At 36.9% G+C, this 26,959-nt stretch carries 26 protein-coding genes; 6 read left to right on the top strand and 20 right to left on the bottom strand.

Annotated features, from left to right (window positions below):
* The first annotated feature begins 104 nt into the window (after nucleotides 1–104).
* Complete coding sequence (gene tkt / locus R5R67_RS04225) at nucleotides 105–2,093, top strand: transketolase (RefSeq protein WP_000211062.1); 1,989 nt, start codon at nucleotides 105–107, stop codon at nucleotides 2,091–2,093.
* Between the two features lie 55 nt (nucleotides 2,094–2,148).
* On the opposite strand, the gene R5R67_RS04220 is transcribed toward tkt, so the two are convergent.
* Nucleotides 2,149–2,556, bottom strand: a complete 408-nt coding sequence (locus R5R67_RS04220) for an OsmC family protein (RefSeq protein WP_000248284.1) — start codon at nucleotides 2,554–2,556, stop codon at nucleotides 2,149–2,151.
* Between the two features lie 214 nt (nucleotides 2,557–2,770).
* Here R5R67_RS04220 and R5R67_RS04215 point away from each other — a divergent pair, with 214 nt between their 5' ends.
* Complete coding sequence (locus R5R67_RS04215; protein WP_000550331.1) at nucleotides 2,771–3,361, top strand: YceI family protein; 591 nt, start codon at nucleotides 2,771–2,773, stop codon at nucleotides 3,359–3,361.
* A 45-nt stretch (nucleotides 3,362–3,406) separates the two neighbouring features.
* Here the strand turns inward: R5R67_RS04215 and R5R67_RS04210 are convergent, their stop codons facing one another.
* Nucleotides 3,407–3,997 (bottom strand): lecithin retinol acyltransferase family protein, encoded by a 591-nt coding sequence (locus R5R67_RS04210; RefSeq protein WP_001187976.1) that lies wholly within the window; start codon nucleotides 3,995–3,997, stop codon nucleotides 3,407–3,409.
* Nucleotides 3,998–4,183: 186 nt separating this feature from the next.
* On the opposite strand from R5R67_RS04210, the gene R5R67_RS04205 reads away from it, so the two are divergent.
* The gene (locus tag R5R67_RS04205; RefSeq protein WP_000699319.1) at nucleotides 4,184–4,930 is read left to right on the top strand and encodes a phosphodiester glycosidase family protein; all 747 of its coding nucleotides are present in this window, start codon (nucleotides 4,184–4,186) and stop codon (nucleotides 4,928–4,930) included.
* Nucleotides 4,931–4,965: 35 nt separating this feature from the next.
* Here R5R67_RS04205 and R5R67_RS04200 read toward each other — a convergent pair whose 3' ends face one another.
* The 4 genes from R5R67_RS04200 to putA form a co-directional block, all read right to left on the bottom strand.
* Entirely contained in the window at nucleotides 4,966–5,196 is a 231-nt protein-coding gene (locus tag R5R67_RS04200) for a hypothetical protein (RefSeq protein ID WP_000011679.1), read from the bottom strand.
* Between the two features lie 248 nt (nucleotides 5,197–5,444).
* Nucleotides 5,445–6,530, bottom strand: a complete 1,086-nt coding sequence (gene trmA, locus R5R67_RS04195) for a tRNA (uridine(54)-C5)-methyltransferase TrmA (protein WP_000204684.1) — start codon at nucleotides 6,528–6,530, stop codon at nucleotides 5,445–5,447.
* Nucleotides 6,531–6,633: 103 nt separating this feature from the next.
* Complete coding sequence (locus R5R67_RS04190; RefSeq protein ID WP_000575814.1) at nucleotides 6,634–7,107, bottom strand: GrpB family protein; 474 nt, start codon at nucleotides 7,105–7,107, stop codon at nucleotides 6,634–6,636.
* A 105-nt stretch (nucleotides 7,108–7,212) separates the two neighbouring features.
* Complete coding sequence (gene putA, locus R5R67_RS04185; RefSeq protein WP_002041032.1) at nucleotides 7,213–10,965, bottom strand: trifunctional transcriptional regulator/proline dehydrogenase/L-glutamate gamma-semialdehyde dehydrogenase; 3,753 nt, start codon at nucleotides 10,963–10,965, stop codon at nucleotides 7,213–7,215.
* A gap of 124 nt (nucleotides 10,966–11,089) precedes the next feature.
* On the opposite strand from putA, the gene R5R67_RS04180 reads away from it, so the two are divergent.
* Nucleotides 11,090–11,578: an Lrp/AsnC ligand binding domain-containing protein gene (locus R5R67_RS04180; protein ID WP_001014235.1), complete on the top strand. Its 489-nt coding sequence runs from the start codon at nucleotides 11,090–11,092 to the stop codon at nucleotides 11,576–11,578.
* Between the two features lie 32 nt (nucleotides 11,579–11,610).
* On the opposite strand, the gene putP is transcribed toward R5R67_RS04180, so the two are convergent.
* From putP to R5R67_RS04110, 14 genes are all read right to left on the bottom strand, one after another.
* On the bottom strand, nucleotides 11,611–13,101 hold the full coding sequence (gene putP / locus R5R67_RS04175) for a sodium/proline symporter PutP (protein ID WP_000119795.1): 1,491 nt from the start codon (nucleotides 13,099–13,101) through the stop codon (nucleotides 11,611–11,613).
* A gap of 407 nt (nucleotides 13,102–13,508) precedes the next feature.
* Complete coding sequence (locus tag R5R67_RS04170; protein WP_085943454.1) at nucleotides 13,509–14,216, bottom strand: SIR2 family NAD-dependent protein deacylase; 708 nt, start codon at nucleotides 14,214–14,216, stop codon at nucleotides 13,509–13,511.
* A gap of 94 nt (nucleotides 14,217–14,310) precedes the next feature.
* Nucleotides 14,311–14,685, bottom strand: a complete 375-nt coding sequence (gcvH, locus tag R5R67_RS04165; protein WP_001016343.1) for a glycine cleavage system protein GcvH — start codon at nucleotides 14,683–14,685, stop codon at nucleotides 14,311–14,313.
* Between the two features lie 38 nt (nucleotides 14,686–14,723).
* Nucleotides 14,724–15,749, bottom strand: coding sequence for an AraC family transcriptional regulator (locus R5R67_RS04160; protein WP_000705524.1), 1,026 nt, complete (start codon nucleotides 15,747–15,749; stop codon nucleotides 14,724–14,726).
* Between the two features lie 108 nt (nucleotides 15,750–15,857).
* Complete coding sequence (locus R5R67_RS04155; RefSeq protein WP_318754759.1) at nucleotides 15,858–16,298, bottom strand: MaoC family dehydratase; 441 nt, start codon at nucleotides 16,296–16,298, stop codon at nucleotides 15,858–15,860.
* Entirely contained in the window at nucleotides 16,298–18,145 is a 1,848-nt protein-coding gene (locus tag R5R67_RS04150; protein ID WP_000922235.1) for an ABC transporter ATP-binding protein, read from the bottom strand. The genes R5R67_RS04155 and R5R67_RS04150 overlap by 1 nt, the downstream gene beginning before the upstream one ends.
* 374 nt (nucleotides 18,146–18,519) lie before the next feature.
* Nucleotides 18,520–19,056, bottom strand: coding sequence for a DUF2058 domain-containing protein (locus R5R67_RS04145; protein ID WP_000240310.1), 537 nt, complete (start codon nucleotides 19,054–19,056; stop codon nucleotides 18,520–18,522).
* Between the two features lie 3 nt (nucleotides 19,057–19,059).
* Nucleotides 19,060–19,740: a YoaK family protein gene (locus tag R5R67_RS04140; RefSeq protein ID WP_001116532.1), complete on the bottom strand. Its 681-nt coding sequence runs from the start codon at nucleotides 19,738–19,740 to the stop codon at nucleotides 19,060–19,062.
* A 5-nt stretch (nucleotides 19,741–19,745) separates the two neighbouring features.
* The gene (gene sstT / locus R5R67_RS04135; protein ID WP_000889007.1) at nucleotides 19,746–20,948 is read right to left on the bottom strand and encodes a serine/threonine transporter SstT; all 1,203 of its coding nucleotides are present in this window, start codon (nucleotides 20,946–20,948) and stop codon (nucleotides 19,746–19,748) included.
* Between the two features lie 423 nt (nucleotides 20,949–21,371).
* On the bottom strand, nucleotides 21,372–21,680 hold the full coding sequence (locus tag R5R67_RS04130; RefSeq protein ID WP_000651464.1) for an ArsR/SmtB family transcription factor: 309 nt from the start codon (nucleotides 21,678–21,680) through the stop codon (nucleotides 21,372–21,374).
* Nucleotides 21,681–22,153: 473 nt separating this feature from the next.
* On the bottom strand, nucleotides 22,154–22,720 hold the full coding sequence (locus R5R67_RS04125) for a TetR/AcrR family transcriptional regulator (protein WP_000037063.1): 567 nt from the start codon (nucleotides 22,718–22,720) through the stop codon (nucleotides 22,154–22,156).
* Nucleotides 22,721–23,057: 337 nt separating this feature from the next.
* Nucleotides 23,058–24,221, bottom strand: a complete 1,164-nt coding sequence (locus R5R67_RS04120) for a cupin domain-containing protein (protein ID WP_000133514.1) — start codon at nucleotides 24,219–24,221, stop codon at nucleotides 23,058–23,060.
* Nucleotides 24,222–24,251: 30 nt separating this feature from the next.
* Nucleotides 24,252–24,845 carry a Maf family protein gene (locus R5R67_RS04115; RefSeq protein ID WP_000812865.1) on the bottom strand — a complete coding sequence of 198 codons (594 nt, stop codon included), beginning with the start codon at nucleotides 24,843–24,845 and terminating at the stop codon, nucleotides 24,252–24,254.
* Nucleotides 24,845–25,228 carry a DUF2237 family protein gene (locus R5R67_RS04110; RefSeq protein ID WP_000022187.1) on the bottom strand — a complete coding sequence of 128 codons (384 nt, stop codon included), beginning with the start codon at nucleotides 25,226–25,228 and terminating at the stop codon, nucleotides 24,845–24,847. The genes R5R67_RS04115 and R5R67_RS04110 overlap by 1 nt, the downstream gene beginning before the upstream one ends.
* Nucleotides 25,229–25,366: 138 nt before the next feature.
* On the opposite strand from R5R67_RS04110, the gene R5R67_RS04105 reads away from it, so the two are divergent.
* Together R5R67_RS04105 and R5R67_RS04100 are read left to right on the top strand one after the other, a co-directional pair.
* Entirely contained in the window at nucleotides 25,367–26,554 is a 1,188-nt protein-coding gene (locus R5R67_RS04105; RefSeq protein ID WP_001011093.1) for a phosphoglycerate kinase, read from the top strand.
* A gap of 124 nt (nucleotides 26,555–26,678) precedes the next feature.
* Nucleotides 26,679–26,921 carry a hypothetical protein gene (locus R5R67_RS04100; RefSeq protein WP_001049824.1) on the top strand — a complete coding sequence of 81 codons (243 nt, stop codon included), beginning with the start codon at nucleotides 26,679–26,681 and terminating at the stop codon, nucleotides 26,919–26,921.
* Nucleotides 26,922–26,959 lie beyond the last annotated feature (38 nt).

The following is a 26,959-nucleotide window of genomic DNA, read 5'->3' as shown; positions in this document are numbered from 1 at the left end:
GTGTTGGGGTTTACCCCTAGGCGTTTTTTTAAGACAATATAGCGGCATTGAATGGTTATTCATCTTCTTCTTTTCATCAATCTATTAAAATTGGATTCTGATCTATGACGACCCCTTTAAACGAACGTCGTATTGCAAACGCAATTCGTGTATTGGCAATGGATGCTGTGCAACAGGCAAACTCAGGGCATCCGGGTGCTCCAATGGGGATGGCAGATATTGCTGATGTCGTCTGGCGCGAGTTTTTAAATCACAACCCAAATAATCCACAATGGGCAAACCGTGACCGTTTTGTTTTATCAAATGGCCATGGTTCAATGTTGCAATATGCTTTGCTTCATTTAACAGGTTATGATCTTTCAATTGAAGATTTAAAACAATTCCGTCAATTGCACTCAAAAACTCCTGGTCATCCTGAATATGGTTACGCTCCAGGAATTGAAACAACGACAGGTCCTTTGGGTCAAGGTATTGCGAACGCTGTTGGTTTTGCATTAGCAGAAAAAACTTTAGCTGCTCAGTTCAATAAAGATGACTTAAAAGTAGTTGATCACTTCACCTATTGTTTCTTAGGCGATGGCTGTTTAATGGAAGGTATTTCTCATGAAGTATGTTCTTTAGCAGGTACTTTACAGCTTGGTAAATTGATTGCTTATTATGATGATAACGGCATTTCGATTGATGGTGAAGTAGAAGGCTGGTTCAGTGATGACACTGAAGAGCGTTTCAAGTCTTATGGTTGGCAAGTTCTTCGTGTAGATGGCCACGATGCTGATGCGATTCGTCAAGCAACAGTTGAAGCTAAAGCAGAAACTCAAAAACCAACGATTATTATTTGTAAAACAATTATTGGCTTAGGTTCTCCAAACAAGCAAGGTAAAGAAGACTGTCACGGTGCACCACTGGGTAAAGATGAAATTACCTTAACTCGTGAAGCTTTAGGTTGGACTGAAGAAGCATTTATTATTCCTGCTGATGTATATGCTGCATGGGATGCTAAAGCAAAAGGTAATGAAGCTGAAGCAGCTTGGAATGAAGTGTTTGCTCAATACCAAGCAAAATATCCAACGGAAGCAGCTGAGTTACTTCGTCGTATTAGCGGTGACTTACCAGCAGAATTTTTAGCTCAAGCAGATGCATTTATTCGTGAAACAAATGCTAAAGCTGAAACTGTAGCAACTCGTAAAGCGAGCCAAAACACATTACAAGCATTTGGTCCTTTATTACCTGAATTATTAGGTGGTTCTGCGGACTTGGCAGGTTCTAACTTAACACTTTGGAAAGGTTGCCAAGGCATTCAAGAAAACCCGGCTGGTAACTACGTGTATTATGGTGTACGCGAGTTCGGTATGACTGCAATCGCTAACGGTGTTGCATTGCATGGTGGCTTCATTCCTTACGTTGCAACGTTCTTAATGTTTATGGAATATGCACGTAATGCAGTACGTATGTCTGCATTAATGAAGCAACGCGTGATTCATGTATATACACATGACTCAATCGGTTTAGGTGAAGATGGTCCAACACACCAACCAATTGAACAAATTGCTTCTTTACGTGGCACACCAAACTTAAATACTTGGCGTCCTGCTGATACTGTAGAAACAGCAATTGCGTGGAAATCTGCTTTAGAGCGTAAAGATGGCCCTACAGCACTTATTTTCTCTCGTCAAAACTTACCATTCCAAACGCGTACTGAAGAGCAAATCCAAAATGCGGCAAAAGGTGGTTATGTTCTTGCTCAAGAGAAAGGTGAGTTGAAAGCAATTATTATTGCTACTGGTTCAGAAGTTTCTTTAGCAATGGAAGCTTATGCTCAACTTGAAGGTGTTCGTGTTGTTTCTATGCCATGTGCAGAAGAGTTCATGAAACAAGATGCTGCATATCGTGAAGCAGTATTACCAGCTCATATTCGTGCACGTGTTGCTGTAGAAGCTGCTCATGTTGACTACTGGTGGAAGTTTGTTGGTCTTGATGGCAAAGTAATTGGTATGACAACTTATGGTGAGTCAGCACCAGCAAAAGATTTGTTCCAATTCTTCGGTATTACAACTGAGGCTGTAGTTGCTGCGGTAAAAGAGTTAACTGCTTAATCTTTTGAGCAGAATAAAAAGCGTCCCGATTGGGGGCGCTTTTTTTATGGTCTATTTAAATGTTAAGTTCAGTTTGGATCGTAATATTAGAAGTTAAAAGCTTATGAATAGGGCAGTTTTCAGCAACTTTTAATAATCTTTTATGCTGATCCTCAGTAAATTCACCTTTTAGAGTAATTTTACGCTCAATATTATTTTGACCTGCTTCTGGATCACCATTTGGATTTAATGCTAAATCAACTTGTACATGCTCAATTTTGATGCCTTTGTGATTTGCATACATCTCTAGTGTAATTGTAGTGCAAGCTCCTAAAGCCGATAATAGAAGCTGAACCGGATTTGGAGCTGTATCTTGTCCACCTTTATCGGTGGGTTCATCTGCAAACCATTGATGACCCGAAGGATCGGTAAGTGTTACTCGATAAGGAGTTGAAGTACTTTGTGCTTGGGCAGTGTTAACCATGTTTTACCTTGTTATTTATCAATAAAATCGTAGTAAAAATTAATAAATCTGAAAGCTTCGAATAAAAGAATACCTATACTTTATAATATGGTTTTTGAATAACAACTGTAACGCTTTTATTGTTGCATGGATGAAACATATCGTTTTATAAAGAATAGTGAATTAAATTACTTGATGTATACACTAACGACTATATCAATAAAGGATACGAAAAATGCATCTTAAAACATTAAGCTTCGGTTTAGCAGTAGCATTGGCAAGTACAGTTACATTAGCTGCACCAGTGGACTATAAAATTGATCCAACACACACAGCTACTGTTTTCTCGTGGAATCACTTCGGCTTTTCAACTCCAAGTGCTAACTTCTCAGACATCCAAGGTGTAATTAAAGTTGATAATGCTAAACCAGCAAACTCATCTGTAAATGTGACCATTCCTTTAAGCAGTGTGAATACAAACGTACCTGCTTTAGATAAAGAGTTCCAAGAAGAAGCTTGGTTTAATGCGGCTAAATACCCAAACATTACTTTCAAAAGTACGAAAGTAGAAACGAAAGACAAAAAGCATTTCAAAATTACTGGTGATTTGACTGTTAAAGGTATTACTAAGCCAGTTGTACTTGATGCTGTCTTAAATAAGCAAGGCGAGCACCCAATGGCAAAAGTTCCAGCGATTGGTTTTAACGCGACAACTTCGTTCAATCGCTCTGACTTTGGTTTAGGTAACTATGTGCCGAATGTAGGTGATAAGATCACTGTAAACATTACAACTGAAGCAACTGCGGCTAGTGCAGCTAAAAAATAAGTTGTAAGTTTTCTAAAAAAGTCCTCAACTTGAGGACTTTTTTAATTAGATAGTTTCTTTTTTATCTGGTTCTATAAAGACTAAAGGTGAGGTTGGGTCTATATTTCTTTTTTCGGCTTTTTCTCTTAGAAATTGATAAGTCGGAATATTCATTTTTGCCTGATCACGTAATTTCTTTTTTATATAAAGAACAAGAGCAAAGCAGGTGGTTGCTACGGTTAGCATCATGCCATTCATATAGCTCATGATTGAGCTCACGTAACCAATGGTGGTTAAACGATGCATCATTCGCTCAACTTGAGTACTACTTTCTATACCAGTAATCGCCCAACTGCATAAATGCTCACAATTATTAATAATCAAATGATAATGGTTTTCATGCATACGTGAACGCATACGTCGTACAACAACTTTTCCTCTGTAGCGTGGTGCATCATAAGAACGTACATGAATTTTTTTGCCATGAGAAAAGGCATCTAGGGAAGTGATTTCAATGGGCCGTTTTTTGATGAAATGTGCGAGGCCTGAATAATGAATAACTCGACCTCTCCCAGCATAGATACCATGATGGCTATAGCCGAGATGTTTTACAATAAGATGAGCCCCTAAAGGGTAGCGTTTATTTGTTTGTTGCATATTCACGCTGATCCAATAAAGTTTAATCACTTTTATACAAAGCTGTGACTATTATAACGAATATAGTTGTGTTCTAGTGTATTGATTAGGTGGAATAAGCGACTTTCGGGTATATATCACTTCAAACATTTTTTAGTTAATAAAGTGTCTTTATGAAAATAAAATGACATCTAAGGTTTGGCATTAATGAAAATACTAGTACTGTGTATCGTGAACTTCATAATCTTTACACAATCCGCTTTAGCACTAGAGTATCGGCAGATTAGAAATACTACTGATGATCAGTTTGAGGTAATTGAAATTTCTAATTTAGAACAATTACGCTTATTTTTGAAAAATCCGCAAACTCATCAATATTATAAAAGTTTCGACAATATTCAATATCAACTTAAAGCATGTGAACAGCTTACTTTTGCGATGAATGGAGGCATGTTCCATTCCGGTTTTTCTCCAGTAGGACTATATATTGAAAACGGACGAGAGAACCAACCTTTAAATGAAGATAAAGGCTGGGGAAACTTCTTTTTGCAGCCTAATGGAGTTTTAGCATGGAATGACAAACAAGCCGTTATATTGACAACTGAACAATATAAAGCAAAAGTTTTTCAACCCGATTATGCTACGCAGTCCGGCCCTATGTTAGTGATTAATGGCAAAATAAATCCCTTATTCCTAGCAAATAGTGATTCAAAGAAAATACGTAATGGGGTAGGTATAAAAAATAATAAATTGTATTTTGTGATATCTAAAAATAGAGTGAATTTCTATAGTTTTGCTCAGTTCTTCCAAAAAAATCTTGAAGTCGAGCAAGCTCTATACCTTGACGGTTCTATCTCTAGTTTATATTTGCACAAGAATAATCGAAATGATAAAAGATTTAATATGGGGCCTATTATTGGATGGGTGGATCAGGCAGATTGTAGACCCAAGTAAAATATAAAAAAGCCAGTACAAGACTGGCTTTTTAATTAATGAATAGATGGTTTTTGAGTGAGTTCATTTAACTCTTTTCGGCTATAACCACGGGAAATAAGAACTTTCTTGATTCCCTTAATGACATCTTCATCAGTCGCTTGCGCAAGCGCACTTAGAAGTTGTTCATTAGTTTTACATGAGCAGTCATTTTCAACACAAGCAGTTTGGTTTTTATGCTCGTTATGCTGTTGATCTGCCAAGAACAGCTTTTGCCAAAAACTCATAGAGCCTTCATATACAACCTAACATAGCTCGAAATATAGCCAATATAAATTAAAATACAAGACTCTATATGTGATAAATCCACCAGTTGAACTAGAGAATTTTCGATAGTAATGGTCGAGTTAAACGAAATTATGACGAATAGATGACTTGATATTTTTTTAAAATTTAAATACTTAATTAAAAGACCTTGAAAAATAAGGAGATATTTTATCTCCTTATAAAATAGGGTTACATTGAAAAATTTTGTTTAAATCTTCTCAAGTAAGACACCAGACTCTACATGATGCGTATAAGGGAACTGATCAAATAAAGCAAACTTAGTAACGCGATGAGTTTGAGTGAGCGTTTTTAAATTTTCATATAAAGTGTCGGGATTGCATGAAATGTAGATAATACGTTCAAAGCCCTGCAATAGTTTTAAAGTTTCATCGTCAATTCCTGCGCGTGGAGGATCAACGAATACCGTATCGAAGTCGTAGCTTTGAATATCAATATCTGCTTCTTGTAGACGGCGGAATTCACGTTCACCTTGATAGGCTTGAGTGAACTCTTCAGCCGATAGGCGAGCTACTTGAATATTATTGATTTGGTTTTGTTCAATGTTCCATTGAGCTGCATAAACTGATGATTTTGCAAGTTCAGTTGCAAGCACTCTTTCAAATTTTAAAGAGAGTGGAAGTGTGAAATTACCATTACCACAATAAAGTTCTAACAGGTGTTTTTTTGATCCTTCAGCTGCATCACATGCCCATTGCAGCATTTTTTTGCAAACTTGTGCATTAGGCTGCGTAAAGCTACTTTCGATTTGTTTGTATTTAAATGAACGGTTTAAAAGTTCAAATTCTTCTACAACAAAGTCATCGCCAATAACAATTTTCTGGCCGCGGCTACGACCCATAATTTTAATATTTAACTTTTCAGCAAGTGCTTTAGCTGCTTGTTCCCATTCCTGATTAAGCTTGCGGTGATAAATCAAAGTAACTAACATTTCTCCGCTTAGAGTTGCGAGAAAATCAACTTCAAATAAACGCTGAGAAAGTAAAGAGTTGGCTTTAAGTTCTGCTAAAAGAAGCGGCATTAAGTCATTAATGCTTTTATCTGCAATAGGAAACTCATCTATGCGTACAACGGTTTTTTGCTTGCCATCGTCATTACGTTCAAACATGGCATAAAACATATCATTTTCTGTATGCCAGATGCGAAATTCAGCACGCATACGGAAATGTTGTTCAGGTGATTCAAACACTTCTAATGTAGGCGGTGTAAATTCAGAAAATTGAGTAGTAATGCGATCAATTTTAGCTTGAAGTTGTTGACGATAAGAAGAAGTCATAGACAAAGAAAATTTAGACAGAATCAAATGGTGAATGGTACCAAAAAATTGAGCTTAAAGGAGCCAATTTTAGTTAGTTATTCATAAAGAAAAAATACTTACACTAGGAGTGACTTAAAACGCGTTCAATAAAATTAGATTTTACTGCTCTATATTGGTCATGATCTAAGTGAGTGGACTCTAACTTTAATTGATTATATTCATTAATTAATGTTGGAGAAGCTATAAGCTTATCTCTAAAGGTTAAGAAAAATGTGAATATTGAACCAGTTACTACAACTTGAAAGGCAACATCATCGTTGTTGAGTGACTCGAGCATGCAAAGCTCATTTGTTCTTAATGTATTTTGCTTTTCTATAAAATTAAGCGTTTTTAACTGTTCTATTGCAAACTCAAATTGATCGGGTAGAACCTCAATATAAATGTCTAAATCACCTTTTGAGAATGCATTAGGTATTGCAGATGAACCTATATGCTCAATTTGGGCAGATGGTAGCAGAGCGGAAATTTGTTTTCGGTATAAGTTAAAAAGCTGAGTGCATTTTTTTTGGTATTGTTCTGGTTCAAAAAAAATCATTATTAAAAACTCAAATTGATAAAATTTATATATTTAAGAATAGATTATTTTATTAAACAAAAAAGCCCAAATATCGTAATTTGGGCTTTTTAGAAAATTACTTAATTATTCAGACATTGTCATTAAGCTTGCATTACCGCCAGCCGCAGCTGTATTTACGCTAATTGCACGTTCAATTACCAAACGTTCAAGTGGAATCGACTCATTTGGTTCAACATGAGTAATACCAACAATTGCGCCAGAACGGCTAGCAATTTCTTGCTGTAATGAGAAGATCTCTTCACGGTTGCCGTGATGTAAAACTGCATCAAAATCATCTGTAGTGATGTTTTTAATGGTAGTAATCGCATCAAGTACATCTTTTGGCAACGTTTGTTTATGTTTTGCCAATAATGGACTATTTGGCATTACAGCAGCTTGGCTGCCAACTGCAAAGATTGCAAGTAACTGATGCAATTGATCTTGTTCTGTATCAGCAATTGAAAGAACACGATGACGCGGCAAAATAATATATTGGTTACTTTCCCCAGTAGGGCCTTGTAACTCATAAAACTTACCAACACCAAAAGGTTCAATTTCACGGTTTGCTTGTGGTAAATGTTGTTTTGCCCAGTTTTGTAAGCTTTGATAAACCTCACGGTTAAAGCCTTCAAAAACGGTTTGCTCATTTTTTACCGCAAATGGAGTTGCTAATACTTTGTTAGAACAATGCTGCATTAAGCGATACATGTAAAGAGGGCCACCCGCTTTAGGGCCTGTACCAGATAAACCTTCACCACCGAATGGTTGTACGCCAACAACAGCACCAACAATATTACGGTTGATATAAAGGTTACCCACTTCAGCATGTTGAATTACGGTTTGGATGGTTTCATCAATACGGGTATGCAGACCCATGGTTAAACCATAACCTTTCGCATTAATTCTTGAGATGAGTTGCTCAAGTTCACCATACTTATAGGTAATGATGTGTAAAACCGGACCAAAAACTTCACGTTGTAAGTCATCAAGATTAGGAAGTTCAATTGCTGTTGGCACAACAAAAGTTCCTTTATCTAATTCTGTTTGGCTTGTTGCACCAAACATCAATTGATGTACCGGATAACCCTTCGATTTCATTTTCTGGATGTGCTGGTCAATCGTCTGTTTTGCTTCGTCATCAATAACAGGACCAATGTCAGTTTTTAAAATTGCAGGGTTACCTACGATCAACTGTTGCATTGCACCTTTAAGCATTTTAATAACGGTTGCAGCACTGTCTTCTTGTACACATAAAATACGTAAAGCAGAGCAGCGTTGACCTGCGCTATCAAAAGCAGAACTTACAACATCTAATACAACTTGTTCAGTTAAAGCAGATGAGTCAACAATCATTGCATTTTGACCGCCAGTCTCTGCAATGAGTGGAATAGATTGACCATTTTCAGATAAACGTTTTGCAACGGTCTTCTGTAAAATTTTTGCAACTTCAGTCGAGCCAGTAAACATAATGCCATCGATACGGCTATCTTGGCTGAGCTGAGCACCTACTGTTTCACCGCGGCCAGGAAGTAGCTGTACAGCACCATGTGGAATACCAGCTTCCCATAAAATCTGAACTGCTTGGGCTGCGATCAATGGAGTTTGTTCAGCTGGTTTAGCAATAACACAGTTACCACTGACTAATGCCGCAGCAATTTGACCTGAGAAAATTGCAAGAGGGAAGTTCCATGGGCTAATGCAAAGTACAGTACCTAAAGGCTGAATAACTGTATTTGCAGGAAGATTTTCAACTTGGGTTGCATAGTAACGTAGGAAATCTACAGCCTCACGAACTTCTGCAATCGCATTGGCATAAGTTTTACCACTTTCACGGCAAAGTAATACCATCAACTCTTGAATACGGCTTTCCATTAGGTCAGCTGCGCGTTTTAAGTATTGAGCGCGTTGATCCTTAGGCGTATTTGACCATTCTGATTGGGTTTGTTCAGCTGCAGTAAGAGCGATTTCGACATGCTTAAGATCAGCTTCTTGTACATAACCAACAATTTCATCATTTTGTGCTGGGTTTGTAATTGCAACAGAATGACCTTGTTCTAAAGAATCAGTATTAGCCAACAACGGATGGCTTTGCCAAATACGATTACGTAATTCTTGAGCTGTGCTATCTAAAGCTGCAAGTGGGATGTCATTTGCTAAGTCATAACCTTTAGAGTTTTTACGAAGCGTTCCGTACATATCTAAAGGTAGTGGAATTGATGGATGTTTTAAACCAACTGAACCTTCAAGCTTAGCTGCATTACGAATATCATAAATTGGAGACTGGATAAGATCTTCAACTTTAAGTGTTTTATCGGCAATACGGTTAACAAATGAAGTATTCGCGCCATTTTCAAGTAAACGACGGACTAAATAAGCTAACAATGTTTCGTGGTTACCAACCGGAGCATAAATACGGCATGGCACGCCTAATTTATTTTGCTCACGTGGACCAACAACTTGTTCATAAAGCGGCTCGCCCATACCATGTAAGCATTGGAACTCATATTGACCAGCGTAATATTTGCTTGGGTCTGCTAAATGATAGATCGTTGCTAAAGTTTGAGCATTATGCGTCGCAAATTGCGGATAAATAAATTCTGGTGCTGCAAGTAATTTTTTAGCACAAGCGATATAAGACAAGTCAGTATGAACTTTACGTGTAAAGACAGGGTAGTCATCCATACCTTCGATTTGTGCTTTCTTAATTTCGCTATCCCAATATGCGCCTTTTACAAGACGGATCATCAGACGCTTTTGGCTACGCTTAGCAAGGTCAATAATATAATCAACCACAAAGAAGCAGCGTTTTTGATAAGCTTGAATTACGAAACCAATGCCTTTCCAGTTAGCAAGTTCTGGCTCAAAACAAAGACGCTCAAGTAACTCAAGAGAAATTTCTAAACGCTCTGATTCTTCTGCATCGATATTTAAACCAATATTGTACTGTTTAGCTAAACGAGCGAGCTCAAATACTTTGCCGTAGAGTTCTTTGTGAACACGTTCAATTTGCGCACGTTGGTAACGTGGATGCAAAGCAGAAAGCTTAATTGAGATACCTGGGCCATCATATACGCCTTTACCATTAGACGCTTTACCAATTGCATGAATGGCTTGTGTGTAATCATTAAAGTAGCGTTCAGCGTCATGGTCGGTTAAAGCAGCTTCACCTAACATGTCATAAGAATAGCGGAAACCTTTATCCTCAAGTACTTTTGCGTGGTCGACAGCTTCTTCGATGGTTTCACCAGTCACAAACTGTTCACCCATCATACGCATTGCAACGTCAACTGCTTTACGGATAATGCCACGGCCACTACGTGCTAAAAGGCCAGTAAGTACACTTGAAAGACTGGTTTGCTTTGGTGTTTCCATAAGCTTACCAGTTAACATGAGACCCCATGCAGCAGCATTCACAAACATTAAGCTGCTTTGGCCAACATGTTCTTTCCAGTTACCTTGATTGATTTTATCGCGAATGAGCAAATCACGTGTTGCTGTGTCTGGAATACGAAGCAAAGCTTCAGCAAGACACATCAAAGCCACGCCTTCTTGTGAAGAAAGAGAGAATTCTTGTAATAATCCTTGAACAATACCTGCTTTACCTGAAGAGGTCTTACGTTCACGTAAATTATGGGCAAGGTTAAATGCAAGGTCATAAATTTTATGATCTAAATCATCAGATACCGCAGCAGCTTGTAATAGCTCTTCTACAGCTTCAGGTTCGGCACGTCGCCAAGCTGTATTAATGCGTTGTTCAAACTCACTTTTATCGTTGAATTCGGTGATATAGCCTTGGTGAGATTTATCCATTTGATGAAAAGTATCCATTGTGTTCATATCTATTTCCGCCAACCAGCTCTCGTAAACTCATCTTGAGTAGAGAGGTTTAGATAATTTATCATTACAGAAGAAACACCGAATAACTCACTATATTTTGCCCATTTTTTAGAGGAAAATTCAGATGAATGGCCCATTATTAAGCCTTGATCGCACCGATTTAAAAATTTTGGATATTCTTCAAACAGATGGGCGTATTTCCAACAGCAGATTAGCTGAACTCGTCAATTTGTCTCCAACAGCAGTTATGGCACGAGTACAGAAGCTCACCAAAGATGAATTCATCTTAGGTTATGAAGCTAAATTAAATCCGGTTAAGTTAAATGCAAATTTTTTGGTTTTTGTCGAAGTCTTACTTGATAAAACCACACCTAATGTTTTAGATGAGTTTATTGACGCAGTCGTGCATTATCCAGAAATCGTTGAATGCCATATGGTTAGTGGGGGATTTGATTTTTTAATTAAATTACGCAGTGGAAGTATGGAGGAGTTTCGACGTATCGCAGGGCAAGTGCTATGGCAATTACCCGGTGTAAAAGAGACTCGTAGTTATCCCGTGATGCAAGTTGTGAAAGATAGTTCAAAAATTAAAATCAAAACTAAAAATAAATAAGGGGCCGAAGCCCCTTTATTTATTTCAATGAGTTATGTACTTTCTTTATAGAGTTTATCTGCTTGCTCAAAGCGACCAGTCACATCAGAGTTTGGCGCTTTGCTGATCAAGCTTACTACGATGATGCTGATAAATGCACAGATAAAGCCTGGAATAATTTCGTAAACACCAGTGCTTGCGAAAAGGTTTTTCCAACCGATCACAACAACAGCACCTACGATCATACCTGCTAAAGCACCTTCTAAAGTCATACGTTTCCAGAACAATGACAAGATGATGAGTGGTCCAAATGCAGCACCAAAACCAGCCCAAGCATAAGCAACAAGGCCAAGAACTTTACTGTCAGGGTTACCCGCAAGCACAATTGCTAGAACGGCAATTGCAAGAACCATGATACGCCCAACCCATACAAGCTCTTTTTGAGATGCATTTTTACGAATGAAGCCTTTGTACAAATCTTCAGTTAGTGCACTTGAACATACCAAAAGCTGACAGCTTAATGTACTCATAACCGCAGCTAAAATAGCAGCTAGAATGATACCGACAATCCATGGATTGAATAAAATTTTAGTCAATTCCATAAATACAGTTTCAGGGTTTTTGCTTACTACACCTGCAAGTTCAGGGTGTTGCTGGAAGTAAGCAATACCAAAGAAACCCGCACCGACAGCACCGACTAAACATAAAATCATCCAGGTCATACCGATACGGCGAGCAGCAGGAATTGATTTTACAGAGTCGGCAGCCATGAAACGTACAAGGATATGCGGTTGACCAAAATAGCCTAACCCCCAAGCCATGGAAGATAAAACGGCCACCACACTTAAATCAGAAATGATGTTAAATGCATGTGGACGAGCAGTTTCAATAAGTGTCACAAACTGAGTTGTATCACCAATTGCGAGGTAAGTCACTATTGGAGTGAGCAAGAGGGCAAAAATCATTAAGCCCGCTTGGAAAGTATCAGTCCAGCTAATTGCTAAGAAACCACCAATACAAACATAACTGATTGTTGCAATAGCACTTAACCAGATTGCGGTGGTATATGACATACCGAATAAATTTTCAAATAAACGGGCACCAGCTACCATGCCTGAAGCACAGTAAATAGCGAAGAAAACCAAGATAATAACGGCAGAGAAAATACGAAGTATCTTTTTCTGGTCATCAAATCGACTTGTAAAATAGTCTGGTAGAGTGAGTGCATTATTTTGGATTTCAGTATGAACGCGTAATCGACCAGCAACCAGTAACCAGTTAAGCCAAGCACCGATAATTAGACCAATTGCAATCCACGCTTCAGATAAACCAGAAAGATAAATCGCTCCTGGTAAGCCCATGAGTAACCAACCACTCATGTCCGATGCGCCTGCGGATAATGCAGTAACGAAACTGCCTAAACTACGACCACCAAGAATATAATCAGAGAAGTCGCTTGTAGCACGGTAGGCAAATAAGCCGATAAGTACCATTGCTACGATGTACACCATAAACATGATGAGGGTGGGATCAAAATAACTCATAATGGATGTGTGTCCTTATATCCATAATCCGTGATTGTAACCTAATCCAGGTCGCTGTTTTCTTGTACGGCATTTCAAGAGGTTGAGATTCAACCATAAAAGAATTTTTTTGCTCTGTTATCTTTGTGATGTATTTTATGTATCTTTATGTAAACAAGTGTAACTTTGATTACATATTAAATTTAGTTTAATAAAATCAATTAATTATGAATTTAAAATAATATCAAAACTTATTAAAAAACTAATAATTTAAAAAATCTAAGAGTTAAATTCAGTTTTTTAGTTACAAAAATAATAATGACAGGATGTCTTTTAAGAAAAATTATTATTTAGATGAATAATTTCTCATCAATTTTACGCGAAAAAAATGGTTTTAATAAGAAAAAAAGAATATCAAAAGAGGAATATTAACTCGTCAATTGATTAAATAACTCGTGCATACCTTCTGTAGCCGTCATATTTAATAATTTATATTGAGGTGGAACACGAGAATGATCTGCTTGGGGATCTATATAATACGCTTTGGAATAATGAGGAATCTCATGGACCAAGGCGGCAACTGGATATACGCTTAATGTTGACCCGATTACAATAAAAATATCAGCACTTTGTACTAAACGAATTGCTTCTTCATAAGCAGGTACAGCTTCACCAAACCAAACGACATGAGGTCGAAGCGGGTAACCATTTGGACAAAAGTCCTGTTCTAAATCGAGCTTCCAACCATTAACTTCATAAAATTGAGTTGTATATTGTGCATCTGGCCCAGAACTTTTCGCTAGTCGAATATTGCCATGTAGATGTAAGACATTTTGGCTTCCAGCACGCTCATGTAGATCATCAATATTTTGTGTAATGACTTGTACATCATAATGGTCTTGTAGTTTAGCAATATATTGATGAGCTTCGTTCGGCTGGGCTTCTAAAATATTTTTACGACGTTCGTTGTAAAAGCGTTGAACTAAAGCTGGATTTCTTTCCCACGCTTCGGGAGTGGCAACTTGTTGTATATCATAATTTTCCCAGAGACCATTACTATCGCGGAAAGTACTAATTCCACTTTCTGCACTCATACCGGCGCCGGAAAATACCACAAGTTTTGTCATATGAATGATCCATTCATGAATTTGGTTTTTAAATCTGATCTATACATATATAAAAAAACCAGTTAAATCTAAACTGGTTTTTTTATTAAAAACTATATCTATATTATAGACCAGCTTCATACTCTGCATTTGTTAAAAGTTTTTCAACATCTGCAATATTGTCTGGTTTGATTTTATAGATCCAGCCTTTGCCATATGGATCTTCATTTACAAAATCCGGATCATCTTCAAGATCAGTATTAACTTCTACTACTGTACCAGAGACAGGGGCATGAATATCAGAAGCAGTTTTAACTGATTCAACAACTCCGGCTTGTTCGCCAGCTGTTACTTGGCTACCCACTTCAGGAGTTTCAACATAGACCAAATCTCCAAGCTCATCTTGTGCATGGTCGGTAATCCCTGTAATAACAAGATCTCCTTCAATTTTTACCCACTCATGTGTACGTGCATACTTCAATTCTGAAGGATGGTTCATGACAACTCCTTAAGCTTGTGTCCAATATTTTAATAACATTATAAATAGGGGTCTTTGCGCCAGTTGCTCGGACTGCGACCGCTCCAGCGTTTAAAAGCGCGACTGAAATTTGCGACATCCGAGTAACCAAGTTCATCTGCAATTTGTTCAAGACTATAATCTGTACGCGAAAGCAGAGAGGTCGCATGACGATATCGAACTTCATCTACTAAAGTAGAAAATGAAGTACCTTCGGCTGCCAATTGTCGCTTTAAGGTACGATCTGACATATGTAAATATTCTGCTACATTTTCTATGCTTAAGTAATGTTGTTCAGAATTACTTAAAATATCACGTACACGCATGGCTAGACGGCGGCGTTCGCCTAAAGCAGATAGTTCCGCTTCACATTGGTTAATAGCGATTTGACTTGCGATTGGATCGGCATTAACTAACTTAAAACCTAAATATTTTTTGTCAAAGCTAGAGATTAGATGAGGCTGGTTAAAGCGGATGGTGCTGCTTAGCTTGCTTCTATACTTATCAAAACCTTCCGGTTCTGGAAAGTCTAAATCAACATCGCCCGCTAAATCTTCAATACCCGTAATCGCTTTAGCCATGGTCATAATACCAATAGTTAAACCTAAAACGATCTCAGTACGAAGAGGCTCTAACTCAATATCACATTGCAATTGTAATGTGGCTTTTGGTCCGAAAGTAGAAAAATATAATTGTAAAAAAGGTAAGCGTAATTGGATAAAACGGGCAGCGAGAGCAATCGCTTCTGTAATATCTTTGGCTGTCATTATCGCGTAGCCAATAAATCCGTGAATGGAAATACGCATTTGAGTGCCAATGTGGTAACCCAGTGTACTTTCACCGGTAAGATTTAAGGCATGTTTAACCAGCTCATTTGCTACGGGTGTTGAAATACGATATTCAGGATCGGCTAATTGCTCACTAGTAAGATGAAAAGGAGCAAATAATGTTTCATCGTTGTATCCCCAACGTGAAACTACATCTAATAGCAATAAGCCATAGACTCCTGGAATACCTTGATCTTGACGAGCTGAGGTAATTTTCATATGTGTTCCGTTGCTCTCATCAATTTTCTACGTGCATTTCTTACACATCTTGTCATGAAATATAATTTGAGTTTATAAAAACTGTTAGACAATCATATCAACGATTCATTAAACATTCTTTTTAAAGACAACGATTTTTGTCGTTGAAATAAGTAAAACATCCCCATGCTGATTTAAGGCTTGCGTAACGTAGCTTACAATACCACGATCCAATTTTGTTTTGGATGACGTAATGGCGGAAATTTCAGCTTCAACATGAATACGGTCACCAGGCCGAGTAGGGCGTGGCCAACGTAGACTAGATTCTGAGCCTACTAGTCCACCATGAATCGGCATGCATTCAGTCCATAAGCGCATAGTAATTGCCGAAGTATGCCACCCGCTAGCGGCAATACCTTTAAAGATTGGATCTTCTTTGGCTAACTCTTCATCTGTATGGAAAGGTTGAGGGTCATAGTGGCTTGCAAATTGTTTAATTTCATCAAGTGTAATTTCATACTCACGACTGATAAAACGATCACCAATTTTTAAATCTTCTAAATAAAGCATTAATCTTGACCCTGTACTACTTTTTGCTCAATAAGAAAACCGCCCGTTTGACGTTTCCATAATTGTGCATATATACCATTTTTAGCAATTAATTCTTCATGAGTACCTTGCTCTGCAATTTTACCTTCATCAAGAACAATTAAACGGTCCATTTGAGCAATGGTAGACAAACGGTGAGCAATTGCAATAACTGTTTTATCTACCATCAGGTCATTTAAACTAGACTGAATAGCTGCTTCAACTTCTGAGTCTAAAGCACTAGTTGCTTCATCTAAGATTAAAATTGGTGCATCTTTTAAGAAAACACGCGCAATAGCGATACGTTGTCTTTGACCACCTGACAGTTTGACACCACGTTCACCCACTTGTGCTTCATAACCTGAACGTCCTTTTAAGTCGACAAGTTGAGGAATAAATTCAGCTGCTTTTGCCTTATGCACGGCACTTTGCATATCTTGATCAGTTGCATCTGGACGGCCATATTTAATATTTTCGGCAACTGAACGATGTAGTAGAGAAGTGTCTTGAGTAACTAAAGCAATATTTGCTCTCAAACTATCTTGTGTAACATCTTCAATATTCTGCCCATCAATTAAAATTGCACCTTCTTTAAGATGGTAAAAGTGTAAAAGTAATTGGATGAGGGTAGATTTACCTGCACCTGAACGGCCAACGATACCAATCTTTTCACCTGCTTTAATGTGTAGATTAAAGTGATCGATGACATTTTTATTGTTATAAGCAAAGGTCACATCTTTAAATACAATCTCACCTTGTGTGACTGCAAGTGGTTTTGCATCTGGCTTGTCTTGAATATTGATTTTCTTACCAAGTGTTTGCATGCCATCTTGAATGGTACCAACATTTTCAAATAATGCTGACATATGCCACATCATAAACTCAGCCATGCTATTAAGTTTTAAAATCATGGCAGTAGTAGCAGCAATTACGCCTAACGCTGCTAAACCTTGAGTCCATAACCAAACTGCGGTACCAATTACCCCAACAAATAAAACAGCAGACAGTAAATTAATGCTAACTTCAAAAAGAGTGCCTAGACGCATTTGCGCATAGACTGTGGTCATAAACTCTTTCATTGATGCTTTTGCATATTGGCTTTCACGCCCAGCATGCGCAAAGAGTTTTACAGTTTGAATATTAGTGTAGGCGTCAGTTACACGGCCTGTCATTACAGCGCGTGCATCGGCTTGTTGTTGTGATACTTTGCTTAAACGTGGAATAAAGAACCATGCGCTTAATAAAAATAACCCTAACCAAACCATAAGTGGAATAAGTAATGTGGGTGAGATTGCACCAAGAACAATACTTACGGTAATAAAGTAAATGCTGACGTAAGCCAACATGTCGCCTAAAATAATCCAGAATTCACGGACTGCTAAAGCTGTTTGCATGACCTTTGCAGAAAGTCGACCAGCAAAATCATTATGGAAAAAGTCTAGGCTTTGTTTCAATAAAAGGTTATGGAAGCGCCAACGCAAGCGCATTGGAAAAGTACTATATAAAATTTGATGTTTTATAATAGATTGAATATTAACAAATAAAATATTGGCAAATAACACGCTAATGAGAATAAGAATGTTTGACGCATGTTGGCTTAAGAAACTTTCAGGCTGACTATTACTAAGCCAATCTACAAGTTGCCCAATTTTTGAAAAGAGCAGGGCTTCAAAGCTAGCTGCACCAGCTGTACATATAATAAGTAGCAATAAATATGGACGTATACCTTCAGTAGCTTGCCAAACAAATGGGAAAAAGCGTGTTGGTAAGGGCTCATCCAAACCTTTGGTTGGATAAGGATCTACAAGTTTTTCAAACCACTTCAGCATGAATGACTACCTTTATACATCAGCTACTTTAGTAAAATTTCGCAATTTAATTTGCAATAAAGTCAGTTAGATCAAACTTAATTAAGGTATTGATCTGTTGGGTGTGTGGATACACGTCAAAGTTTATGTTGTATATCTTTGGCTAAAACTGACATGATTTAGTCAAGACATAAATTTGGAATCGGGAAGAAGCCTAAAAGGCATCGTAAAGACAAAAAATGTTTTATTCATTATATCGATAATAATAGATGAAGTGGTGAATGAATTTGGCTTGAATGTAATTTTTATAAATTTTTTTAATAAATGATAAAATATTAATATTTATTTTAAGCAGTATGAGCCTTTATCCGAATATTGATAAAGGCTCATAACAGTTACCACATTAAGTCATCCGGAATTACATATGCTGCATATGGATCTTCTTCATCAGTAGTTTGTTCATTTTTCTCAGCATTATTGATCAAAATAAATCCTTTCATTTTTTGATCAATTTTTTCAGCTAAAGCTTTTGGAAGGTAAGCATATTGATCTTGATCTTTAGCAATCACTAAACTGCCTGTAACAAGTGCATTATAAACTTGCTGAGATAGGTAAACCTTTTTAATCTTATTCTCGTCAATAAATTGATAAGCCACATCTCCAGCAAAATCTACAATTTTGTGTTGCTTGATCATTTGAATGATTGAAGCCTTTAATGCTTTTTCTTCGAGTTGCTGCTGCTTTTCTAGATTCAAAGCTTGATCTTTTGCTTGTTTCTCTTTTTGAGCTTTTTCAATATTAGCTTTAATTTCTGCTTCATTGCTTTGACCAGTACGCTGCTCATGCTGAGCTTGTTTGGTAAGTTTTTTCGCTTTTTTATTGTCAACTAAACCAGCTTTGAGTAACTGAGCTTGTAAGGCATTTTTAACCATGACTTAATCCGAATTTGAAGAGGAAGAACTATGAAAATAAACTGCCCAATATGAAATACTGAGAGTTAAGCTTAAAATTGCTGGAAGCAAAAATGATTGCAATTTTAAATAAGGGTGAACTAAAGCAGCAATTATACCGCCAGATAGAAAACCTATAAAAATAAGTAGATGCAAAATAATGCGGCGATTCTCTACTTTTAAACCTCGTGCTATATAACCAAGTGCAAGCCCAAGATCTGTTAAGACACCCGATAAGTGAGTAGTCCTAATAATGGTTCCTTTATAGTGACTTACCATTGCATTTTGTAGCCCCATGGCGACACAAGCCCATAATAGTCCATATTTTGGAAAATAAGGCAGCAGTAACCAACAGAGAAAAATAAATAGTGAAACTAGACTTAAAGGAAGGCCATACCGGCGGCCTAATTTGAAATGGCTATTGCCTAGAATAAAACCACTGTAAAATGATCCACATACATAACATAATATAACTAGTACTAAATATATGATGTGTTCAAACTGCCAGTTTACCAAACTCATGGCTAGCATACTGACATTACCAGTCATATGCGACACCGATTGATGTAAAAGGGTGATAAGCCCTAATACATTAATCATTCCGGCATTTATTGCCAGTAAGAAGGCGCCAAGTTGGAACCAGTTTGGTAAACTTTGAAATGGCATGTTCTCTATGAGTTTTGTCTTGAGCGAATATCAACTGCGGCTGTAAATAAAACATCGGTAGATGAGTTAAGCGCCGTTTCTGTTGAATCTTGTAATACACTAATAATCATACCCACTGCAACAACTTGCATTGCAATTTCTGATGAAATACCAAATAAGCTACATGCGACTGGAATTAGAAGTAGGGAACCACCTGCAACACCAGATGCACCACATGCTGATATTGTAGCTACAACAGATAAAATAATCATTGTTGCCAAATCAACATGAATTCCTAACGTATGCACAGTTGCTAAAGTAAGTACAGTAATCGTAACTGCTGCACCAGCCATGTTAACAGTAGCACCTAAAGGAATTGAAACGCTCGCAGTTGAAGGATTTACGCCTAAACGTTCAGCTAAATCAAGGTTTACAGGAATATTAGCTGCTGAGCTGCGTGTAAAGAACGCTGTGATACCACTTTCTTTTAAGCATTTAAATACTAATGGGTAGGGATTACCGCGAATTGTTAAACCTACCAGAATTGGGTTAATCACTAGAGCAACAAACAGCATTGTTCCTAATAGAACAGCAAGTAATTGTGCATAACTTTCAAGTGTTGCTAGTCCAGCATCTGCAAAAGTTACTGCAACTAGACCGAAAATACCAACAGGTGCAAACGCAATGACTTTATGAATAATAGCGCTTACAGCATGTGAAACATCCTGCATTACTTGTTTGGTCGTATCCGAGCTATGGCGCATTGCTAAGCCGAGACCAATTGCCCACGCAAGAATACCAATAAAGTTCGCTTCACTGATTGCTTGAACAGGGTTTGCAATAAAACTTAAAAGCAGATTTTTTAATATATCAGCGAGACTACCAGGCGCTTGCAAATTATTATGAGAAACAGTGTTGAGATAAAGGGTGCTAGGAAAAGATAAGCTAGCGATCACAGCACTAAAAGCAGCTAATAACATACCTACTACATAGAGTAGTAATACTGGGCGTAAATTTGCACTATGACCGACTTGGAAGTTGGCAATAGATGAGAGAACCAGTACAAAGACTAAAATAGGAGCAACCGATTTTAATGCTTTAATAAATAGTTCACCAAACAAGCTTAAGTACGGCGTAACGGTTGGAAATAATAGTGCGACGCCTATCCCTAAAATAATGGCGATAATAATTTTAGTGACTAAGCTTAATCGAGAAAAGAATTCAAGCATATAAAGGCCTTATTAACCTATTCATGGCTAAAGGTTGAACAAGCTGAGTATTTTATACGTAAGTGATGTGAATCTTAAGCTTTTTTATATCAAGTCATCAGTTTTATAAGATTTGGTAATATTAAGTATTTGTTTTTAAATAAAGAAAATTGATTGGTTAAAGTTTGGTATCTGATGTTTTGCTTATATTACAGCCAGTAACGCTTAAGTTCTTATTATTTGCCATAAAAATTAGTGAAGAGGGAGAAAAGATATAAAAAGAAATAGGAGAGGTTATTTTTGTTTTTTTAATAGATTGGAATGCTAGAAAAACTACGCGAATTTTCAATCCTCTTTGCTCGGATAATTACCAGCTACCAAGTTGAAAAATCGCATATTTCAGGAATACATTAATATTATTATAATTTTATAAGTTTAGAGCAGTTATTCTATGCAGTATAACTGGTAAAGCATATTTAAAATTGAATGCATCTTATCATCCTTGATCGAATAGAAGATTTGCTTGCCATCACGACGTGTTGAAACGACATCACTTTTACGTAGCATCATCAATTGTTGTGAAAGGGTGGGTTGGGTGATTTGTGTTTTCTCTTCAATTTGAGAGACATTTAACTCCTCATGGGCTAAGTGACATAAAATTAATAAACGGTCAGTGTTAGCTAAAGATTTTAATGTTCCTACGACTGAATCCGCCGCATTTTTCATTTCTTCAATTTGGAGTCCATCTTTCATACTTTATACCTATATCAATATGGCCGGCATAGTATAGATTGATCTTAAGAAAATGAATGTAGCAAAACTAATCAATCCAATTGTTTTTGTTGAAAAGGTTTATAAGTGTAATTGATAAATATATAACATTATTAAGGTAAAACAAGAATTTGTATTTGTTTTGTGTCAAAAGTGTTGCTTTGTGTGAGAAGCGTAATTGTTAAGTATAAATGAAACAAAGTCAAAGAAAATAAATTCTATTTTTCTGTCTATCAATAGTTAAATCTGATTTATATATAAAAGGGCAAGAAAAAAAGATTGTGTTTTTATTTTCTAAAGTTATAATCGACCATGTACAGACAGGTCTGTATATTCTAGTTTGGGATGATAATTTAAAAAATGTCAAACTCTAAGCTAGAATGACTTTCAGACGCAGCGTGATGAATAAGAAGAAGATTCAACAAGATAAGAAGAATAATATCACGCTTTATTTTTTAATGTGCAATTTTTTCAAATTCAATGAGTTTCTCTACACGCTTCCAATAGTCATCAATTTTTACTGAACCATGCTCAACTTGAGCTTGAATGGTCATACCCTCTAAAATATTGACTAAAAGCAATGCCAAAGGTCGAGACTCTTCAATTTCATATTGAATAAGAAGATCTTGCATTAATTGTGTTAACCAGATTTTGTATAAAGTTGCTGGTTGATGTGTTGACGGGTATTGTTTTAATACTTCTTCTAAGGCTTTTTGGAACATGCACCCATTAAAGTCTTCACTATTAAACCAATCTGAATACCATAAAAAGATGGCTTTAATACGAGCTAGTGGGTTGGTTTCGTCTTCTTTAGAGATTGCCGCAGTAAGAGTATTTTGTAAAAGTGAGTTTCTTAATAATAAACACTCTTCAATAAGTTTCTCTTTTGAAGGAAAGTATTTATAAAATGTCATTTTCGCTACACCAGATTCACTGATGATACGATCTACCCCTATAGAATTATAACTATATGAATTAAAAAGTCTTAAAGCAGTGGTAATAATGTCATCTTTTTTTGACATATTTTAGTAGCCTCACACAAATATTTTGCTATTAGCCTAAAGGTCGAGTGTACAAATAAAAAGCACGAACGCGAAATTTTACATTGTATTGACTGTTATTGATAGAAAAAAATAGGTTTTTTAAAAATAATAAAAGAACAAAACTCAATGCTAAGCATTAATTTTTTTATAATTTAATAGCTATGTTTAGTAGTTAATTCTTTGATTTGGTAAGGTGGTTTTTACTATAAGTGGGCCTTTATAACTTTGATTTAAAGATTGGTATATTTAAACATGTATTTATAAAAGAAAAAAGGAGAAATTTTATAATTTCTCCTTTTTATATATTTAGTTAGTATTACTCTGCAGGAGGTAACAACATAAGAATTGAATTATTCAATAATTGAACAATGTTTTCTAAAATATCTGTATTGTTAAGCTCACTATTGAAAGGAATGCTTTTCCCATCGGCAATCGATTTGAGTTGGGTGGCAAAAGATTCCACAATCGGTAATTCTTCTCCATTACCCCAAAACTTTAAAACGCCATTTTGTTCTGTATAAAGTAGACGCGAAGCAGGTTCGAGTAGCAGCTCATAGCCATCTGACAAAATAGCATTTAGGTCTTCAACCTCTATTTCATCTGGTTCTGGAATATTGTCTGGATATTTAGGCTCGCTCATGTACGACATGAGGGCAGCATCAAGTACTGTTGAATTTTTCAATTGAGCTAGCACTAAATCTCTTAAATAAGCCAACTCTTCCGTGTTTATTTCCCCAATTTGAGGAGGATTCTTACGGGTAATATCGACAACAGGATTTTGAAGTAATTCATCAGTAGCAAATTGATCGCTAATTCTATCGATCATGCCTGAAATATTAGGCATACGGAAACCAAAGGAGAAAGTTAAACAATCATCTTCGGCAACGCCATAATGTGATAATCCAGGTGGAACATATAATAAGTCGCCAGGAGCTAATACTTCATCAAAATGAACATCTATTTCTGGTAGCAACTTTAAAGGTTGATTAGGTACAAATTCAGTGCTTGCATCACACATTTGGCCGAGTTGCCAGCGACGATGACCATATCCTTGAACAAGAAAAACATCATAAAAGTCAAAATGTTTTCCTACTGAACCACCTTTTGGGGCATAAGAGACCATAATGTCATCACGGCGCCATTGCGGAATAAAAGGAAATTTCTTCCACAATTCAGCTATATCAAATGAATAATGGTCTACTGCTTGAACCAAAAGTGTCCATAACTTTGGTAGTTTTTGAAAATCACCTTTAGTTAAGGGAGATGATTTTACATGCCATTCATTTGGATTTTTATCTTTTTGACGGATAAGACGAGCAGTTACATGGTCTTCTAAAGCGAGTTCTTTTACATCATTCGGCTCTAACATACCCACAATTTCAGGCATAGCATTACGTACAAGTAATGGTTTTTTCTGCCAATACTCTGTTAAAAACTGTTCAGCAGTAATACCGCCTAAAACGGTTAAAGCTTCTGTCATGGAAATAACCTATAAATAAGCTAATAAATATTAAGGAATTTGGAGATTGAGTTGTCTTAAAATCTGACAAAGCTGAATCATGGGTAAACCCATCAGCGTGGTTTGGTCTTGGCCTATCATTTTTTCAAATAAACTAATGCCGAGACTTTCACACTTAAAACTTCCTGCGCATTGTAAGGGCAGATCTAAGTCGACGTATCTTTCGATTTCAGGCGCGCTTAAATTGCGAAACTTAACTTGATAATGCTCAACAAGCGTATGTTCAAAACTTTTTTCAAGGCACTGCACACTTAAAGCAGTACTAAAAAAGACTGTTCGGCCAGAGTTTGCTGCTAATTGAGCTTTGGCATTTTCAATTGTTAAGGGTTTGCCAATAAAATCATGAGGAGCATGCTCTCGCCATGCAACCTGATCTGATCCAATTACAATTGCTTCACGTTTTTTTTGTGCAATTACTTGTGCTTTAGTAAATGCCAGTCTTTTTGCTAAATCATCGGCATGCATTTCACCACAAGGACTCTCGTCAATATCTGGACTAATACAGATATATTCGATTCCTAAACGATTCATTAAATCTTTACGTGTCTGACTGCTTGATGCCAAAATAATTTTGGGTTGTTTCATTACACTGCAAATTCCATTAATACATCTAATGGAACATAGCTCAATACAGCTTGATGACAAGCATGAAGTTTAACAGGGGGTGCTTGACCAGCTTGATAAGCTTCTACCCAACGAGTTACACAAATACACCAGAAGTCTCCCGGTTGTAGGCCAGGGAAGCCTGCTTCAGGTAGAGGAGTGATCAGATCGTTTCCGACTTTTTGTGAAAAATTTAAAAACTCAGAAGTCATTTGGGCGCACACCGTATGTTGACCAAGATCTGTTACGGCTGTATGGCAAAAACCATTCCGGAAGTAGCCAGTAATAGGGTCAAAACAACAGCTTGCTAAGGGTTCACCTAAAACATTTAAACGATTGATTTGTGGATCTGGATGAATAGACATAATGGATGAAATATTAGATTACTACCTCTATCATAATCAAAACTTTGGCTTTCTACAGCTTTTATGCAAAAAAACTAACCTTTTTTGATGTAATCATTTAAAATTGGCGCGTTTTTAAAATCATAAAGAGAGCTTTACATGAATTTTCAGCGCATGACTGACCTTAATTTAGCAGGTAAACGTGTCCTTATTCGTGAAGATTTAAACGTTCCTGTTAAGAATGGTGTGATTACCAGCGATGCTCGTTTACGTGCCGCACTTCCAACAATAAAAGCTGCTTTAGAAAAAGGCGCTGCTGTAATGGTATTTTCACATTTAGGTCGTCCTGTGGAAGGTGAGCCAAAGCCTGAACAATCACTTGCACCAGTGGCTGCATATTTAACTGAAGCATTAGGTCAAGAAGTTAAATTATTTACTGATTATTTAGATGGTGTTGAAGTTGAAGCAGGACAAGTTGTTTTGCTTGAAAATGTTCGTTTTAATCCGGGTGAAAAGAAAAATAATCCTGAACTTGCACAAAAATATGCAGCTCTATGTGATGTGTTTGTAATGGATGCTTTTGGTACTGCTCACCGTGCAGAAGCTTCTACAGAAGGTGTAGCACGTTTTGCACCTGTTGCAGCGGCAGGCCCATTATTGGCTGCTGAATTAGATGCACTTGGCCGTGCAATGCAAACACCTGAAAAACCAATGGTGGCAATTGTCGCTGGTTCTAAAGTTTCAACAAAACTTGATGTATTAAATTCATTATCTGGTATTTGTGACCAACTGATTGTGGGCGGTGGTATTGCAAATACTTTCTTGGCGGCTGCTGGTTACAATGTTGGTAAATCTTTATATGAAGCTGACTTGGTTGAAACTGCAAAACAAATTGCTGCTAAAGTAAGTGTTCCACTTCCTACAGATGTAGTTGTAGCTGATGCTTCACAAATTAACTTCGAAGATTTCTTAGGTTCTTTGGCAGCAGCGCAAGCAGTAATTAAGAAAGTTGAAGATGTAACAGCAAATGATATGATTTTGGATGTTGGTCCTGAAACAGCTAAAGCATTTGCAAATATTTTAACAACTTCAAAAACGATTCTTTGGAATGGTCCTGTTGGTGTATTTGAAGTTGATCAATTTGGTGAAGGTACTAAAGCACTTTCTCTTGCAGTTGCACAATCTGATGCATTCTCAATTGCTGGTGGTGGTGATACCTTAGCTGCGATCGATAAATATAATGTAGCTGATCAAATTGGTTATATTTCAACAGGTGGTGGTGCATTCCTTGAATTTGTTGAAGGAAAAACATTGCCAGCAGTTGCCGTTTTACTTGAACGTGCTTAAAAACTGTTATATTGAAATAAGAAGGGATTGAGTTATCAATCCCTTTTTCATTGATAAGTCATTAAATTGTCATATTCCTGAAATAATATAATGAGTACTAAATCACCAATTGTGGAAAATAGTGATGAATTTAAAACTTACCTTTGCTGCTTTGTTAATTGTCCCAATGATGTTGACTGCTTGTGCGAAAAAAGAAGAGGCGACTCAAGCAGGCCAAGATGCGGCATCTACAGCTGTTGCTGACAAAGTAACTCCTGAACAACAAGCTGCAATCGATGCGCTTGATAAGCCAGTTTTAGATGAAAAGAATACAGATGTGGTTGAAGGTAGTGCATCTAGCGAGACTGCTGCTTCAGAAACGCATTAATTTGTTGTTTTTTGTTAAAAATTCCCTGCAAATGCAGG

The organism is Acinetobacter sp. OYA S30 (genome assembly GCF_033599315.1).
In the GTDB taxonomy this organism is placed as follows: Bacteria; Pseudomonadota; Gammaproteobacteria; order Pseudomonadales; family Moraxellaceae; genus Acinetobacter; species Acinetobacter baumannii.
Note: the sequence above shows the minus strand (reverse complement) of the source record. Positions and strands in the feature narration are given on the sequence as shown.

Coding starts and splice junctions, on each gene's coding strand:
- tkt (WP_000211062.1), top strand. CDS start 105: ATGACGACCCCTTTAAACGAACGTCGTATTGCAAACGCAATTCGTGTA.
- R5R67_RS04220 (WP_000248284.1), bottom strand. CDS start 2,556: ATGGTTAACACTGCCCAAGCACAAAGTACTTCAACTCCTTATCGAGTA.
- R5R67_RS04215 (WP_000550331.1), top strand. CDS start 2,771: ATGCATCTTAAAACATTAAGCTTCGGTTTAGCAGTAGCATTGGCAAGT.
- R5R67_RS04210 (WP_001187976.1), bottom strand. CDS start 3,997: ATGCAACAAACAAATAAACGCTACCCTTTAGGGGCTCATCTTATTGTA.
- R5R67_RS04205 (WP_000699319.1), top strand. CDS start 4,184: ATGAAAATACTAGTACTGTGTATCGTGAACTTCATAATCTTTACACAA.
- R5R67_RS04200 (WP_000011679.1), bottom strand. CDS start 5,196: ATGAGTTTTTGGCAAAAGCTGTTCTTGGCAGATCAACAGCATAACGAG.
- trmA (WP_000204684.1), bottom strand. CDS start 6,530: ATGACTTCTTCTTATCGTCAACAACTTCAAGCTAAAATTGATCGCATT.
- R5R67_RS04190 (WP_000575814.1), bottom strand. CDS start 7,107: ATGATTTTTTTTGAACCAGAACAATACCAAAAAAAATGCACTCAGCTT.
- putA (WP_002041032.1), bottom strand. CDS start 10,965: ATGAACACAATGGATACTTTTCATCAAATGGATAAATCTCACCAAGGC.
- R5R67_RS04180 (WP_001014235.1), top strand. CDS start 11,090: ATGAATGGCCCATTATTAAGCCTTGATCGCACCGATTTAAAAATTTTG.
- putP (WP_000119795.1), bottom strand. CDS start 13,101: ATGAGTTATTTTGATCCCACCCTCATCATGTTTATGGTGTACATCGTA.
- gcvH (WP_001016343.1), bottom strand. CDS start 14,685: ATGAACCATCCTTCAGAATTGAAGTATGCACGTACACATGAGTGGGTA.
- R5R67_RS04160 (WP_000705524.1), bottom strand. CDS start 15,749: ATGAAAATTACCTCAGCTCGTCAAGATCAAGGTATTCCAGGAGTCTAT.
- R5R67_RS04155 (WP_318754759.1), bottom strand. CDS start 16,298: ATGCTTTATTTAGAAGATTTAAAAATTGGTGATCGTTTTATCAGTCGT.
- R5R67_RS04150 (WP_000922235.1), bottom strand. CDS start 18,145: ATGCTGAAGTGGTTTGAAAAACTTGTAGATCCTTATCCAACCAAAGGT.
- R5R67_RS04145 (WP_000240310.1), bottom strand. CDS start 19,056: ATGGTTAAAAATGCCTTACAAGCTCAGTTACTCAAAGCTGGTTTAGTT.
- R5R67_RS04140 (WP_001116532.1), bottom strand. CDS start 19,740: ATGCCATTTCAAAGTTTACCAAACTGGTTCCAACTTGGCGCCTTCTTA.
- sstT (WP_000889007.1), bottom strand. CDS start 20,948: ATGCTTGAATTCTTTTCTCGATTAAGCTTAGTCACTAAAATTATTATC.
- R5R67_RS04130 (WP_000651464.1), bottom strand. CDS start 21,680: ATGAAAGATGGACTCCAAATTGAAGAAATGAAAAATGCGGCGGATTCA.
- R5R67_RS04125 (WP_000037063.1), bottom strand. CDS start 22,720: ATGTCAAAAAAAGATGACATTATTACCACTGCTTTAAGACTTTTTAAT.
- R5R67_RS04120 (WP_000133514.1), bottom strand. CDS start 24,221: ATGACAGAAGCTTTAACCGTTTTAGGCGGTATTACTGCTGAACAGTTT.
- R5R67_RS04115 (WP_000812865.1), bottom strand. CDS start 24,845: ATGAAACAACCCAAAATTATTTTGGCATCAAGCAGTCAGACACGTAAA.
- R5R67_RS04110 (WP_000022187.1), bottom strand. CDS start 25,228: ATGTCTATTCATCCAGATCCACAAATCAATCGTTTAAATGTTTTAGGT.
- R5R67_RS04105 (WP_001011093.1), top strand. CDS start 25,367: ATGAATTTTCAGCGCATGACTGACCTTAATTTAGCAGGTAAACGTGTC.
- R5R67_RS04100 (WP_001049824.1), top strand. CDS start 26,679: ATGAATTTAAAACTTACCTTTGCTGCTTTGTTAATTGTCCCAATGATG.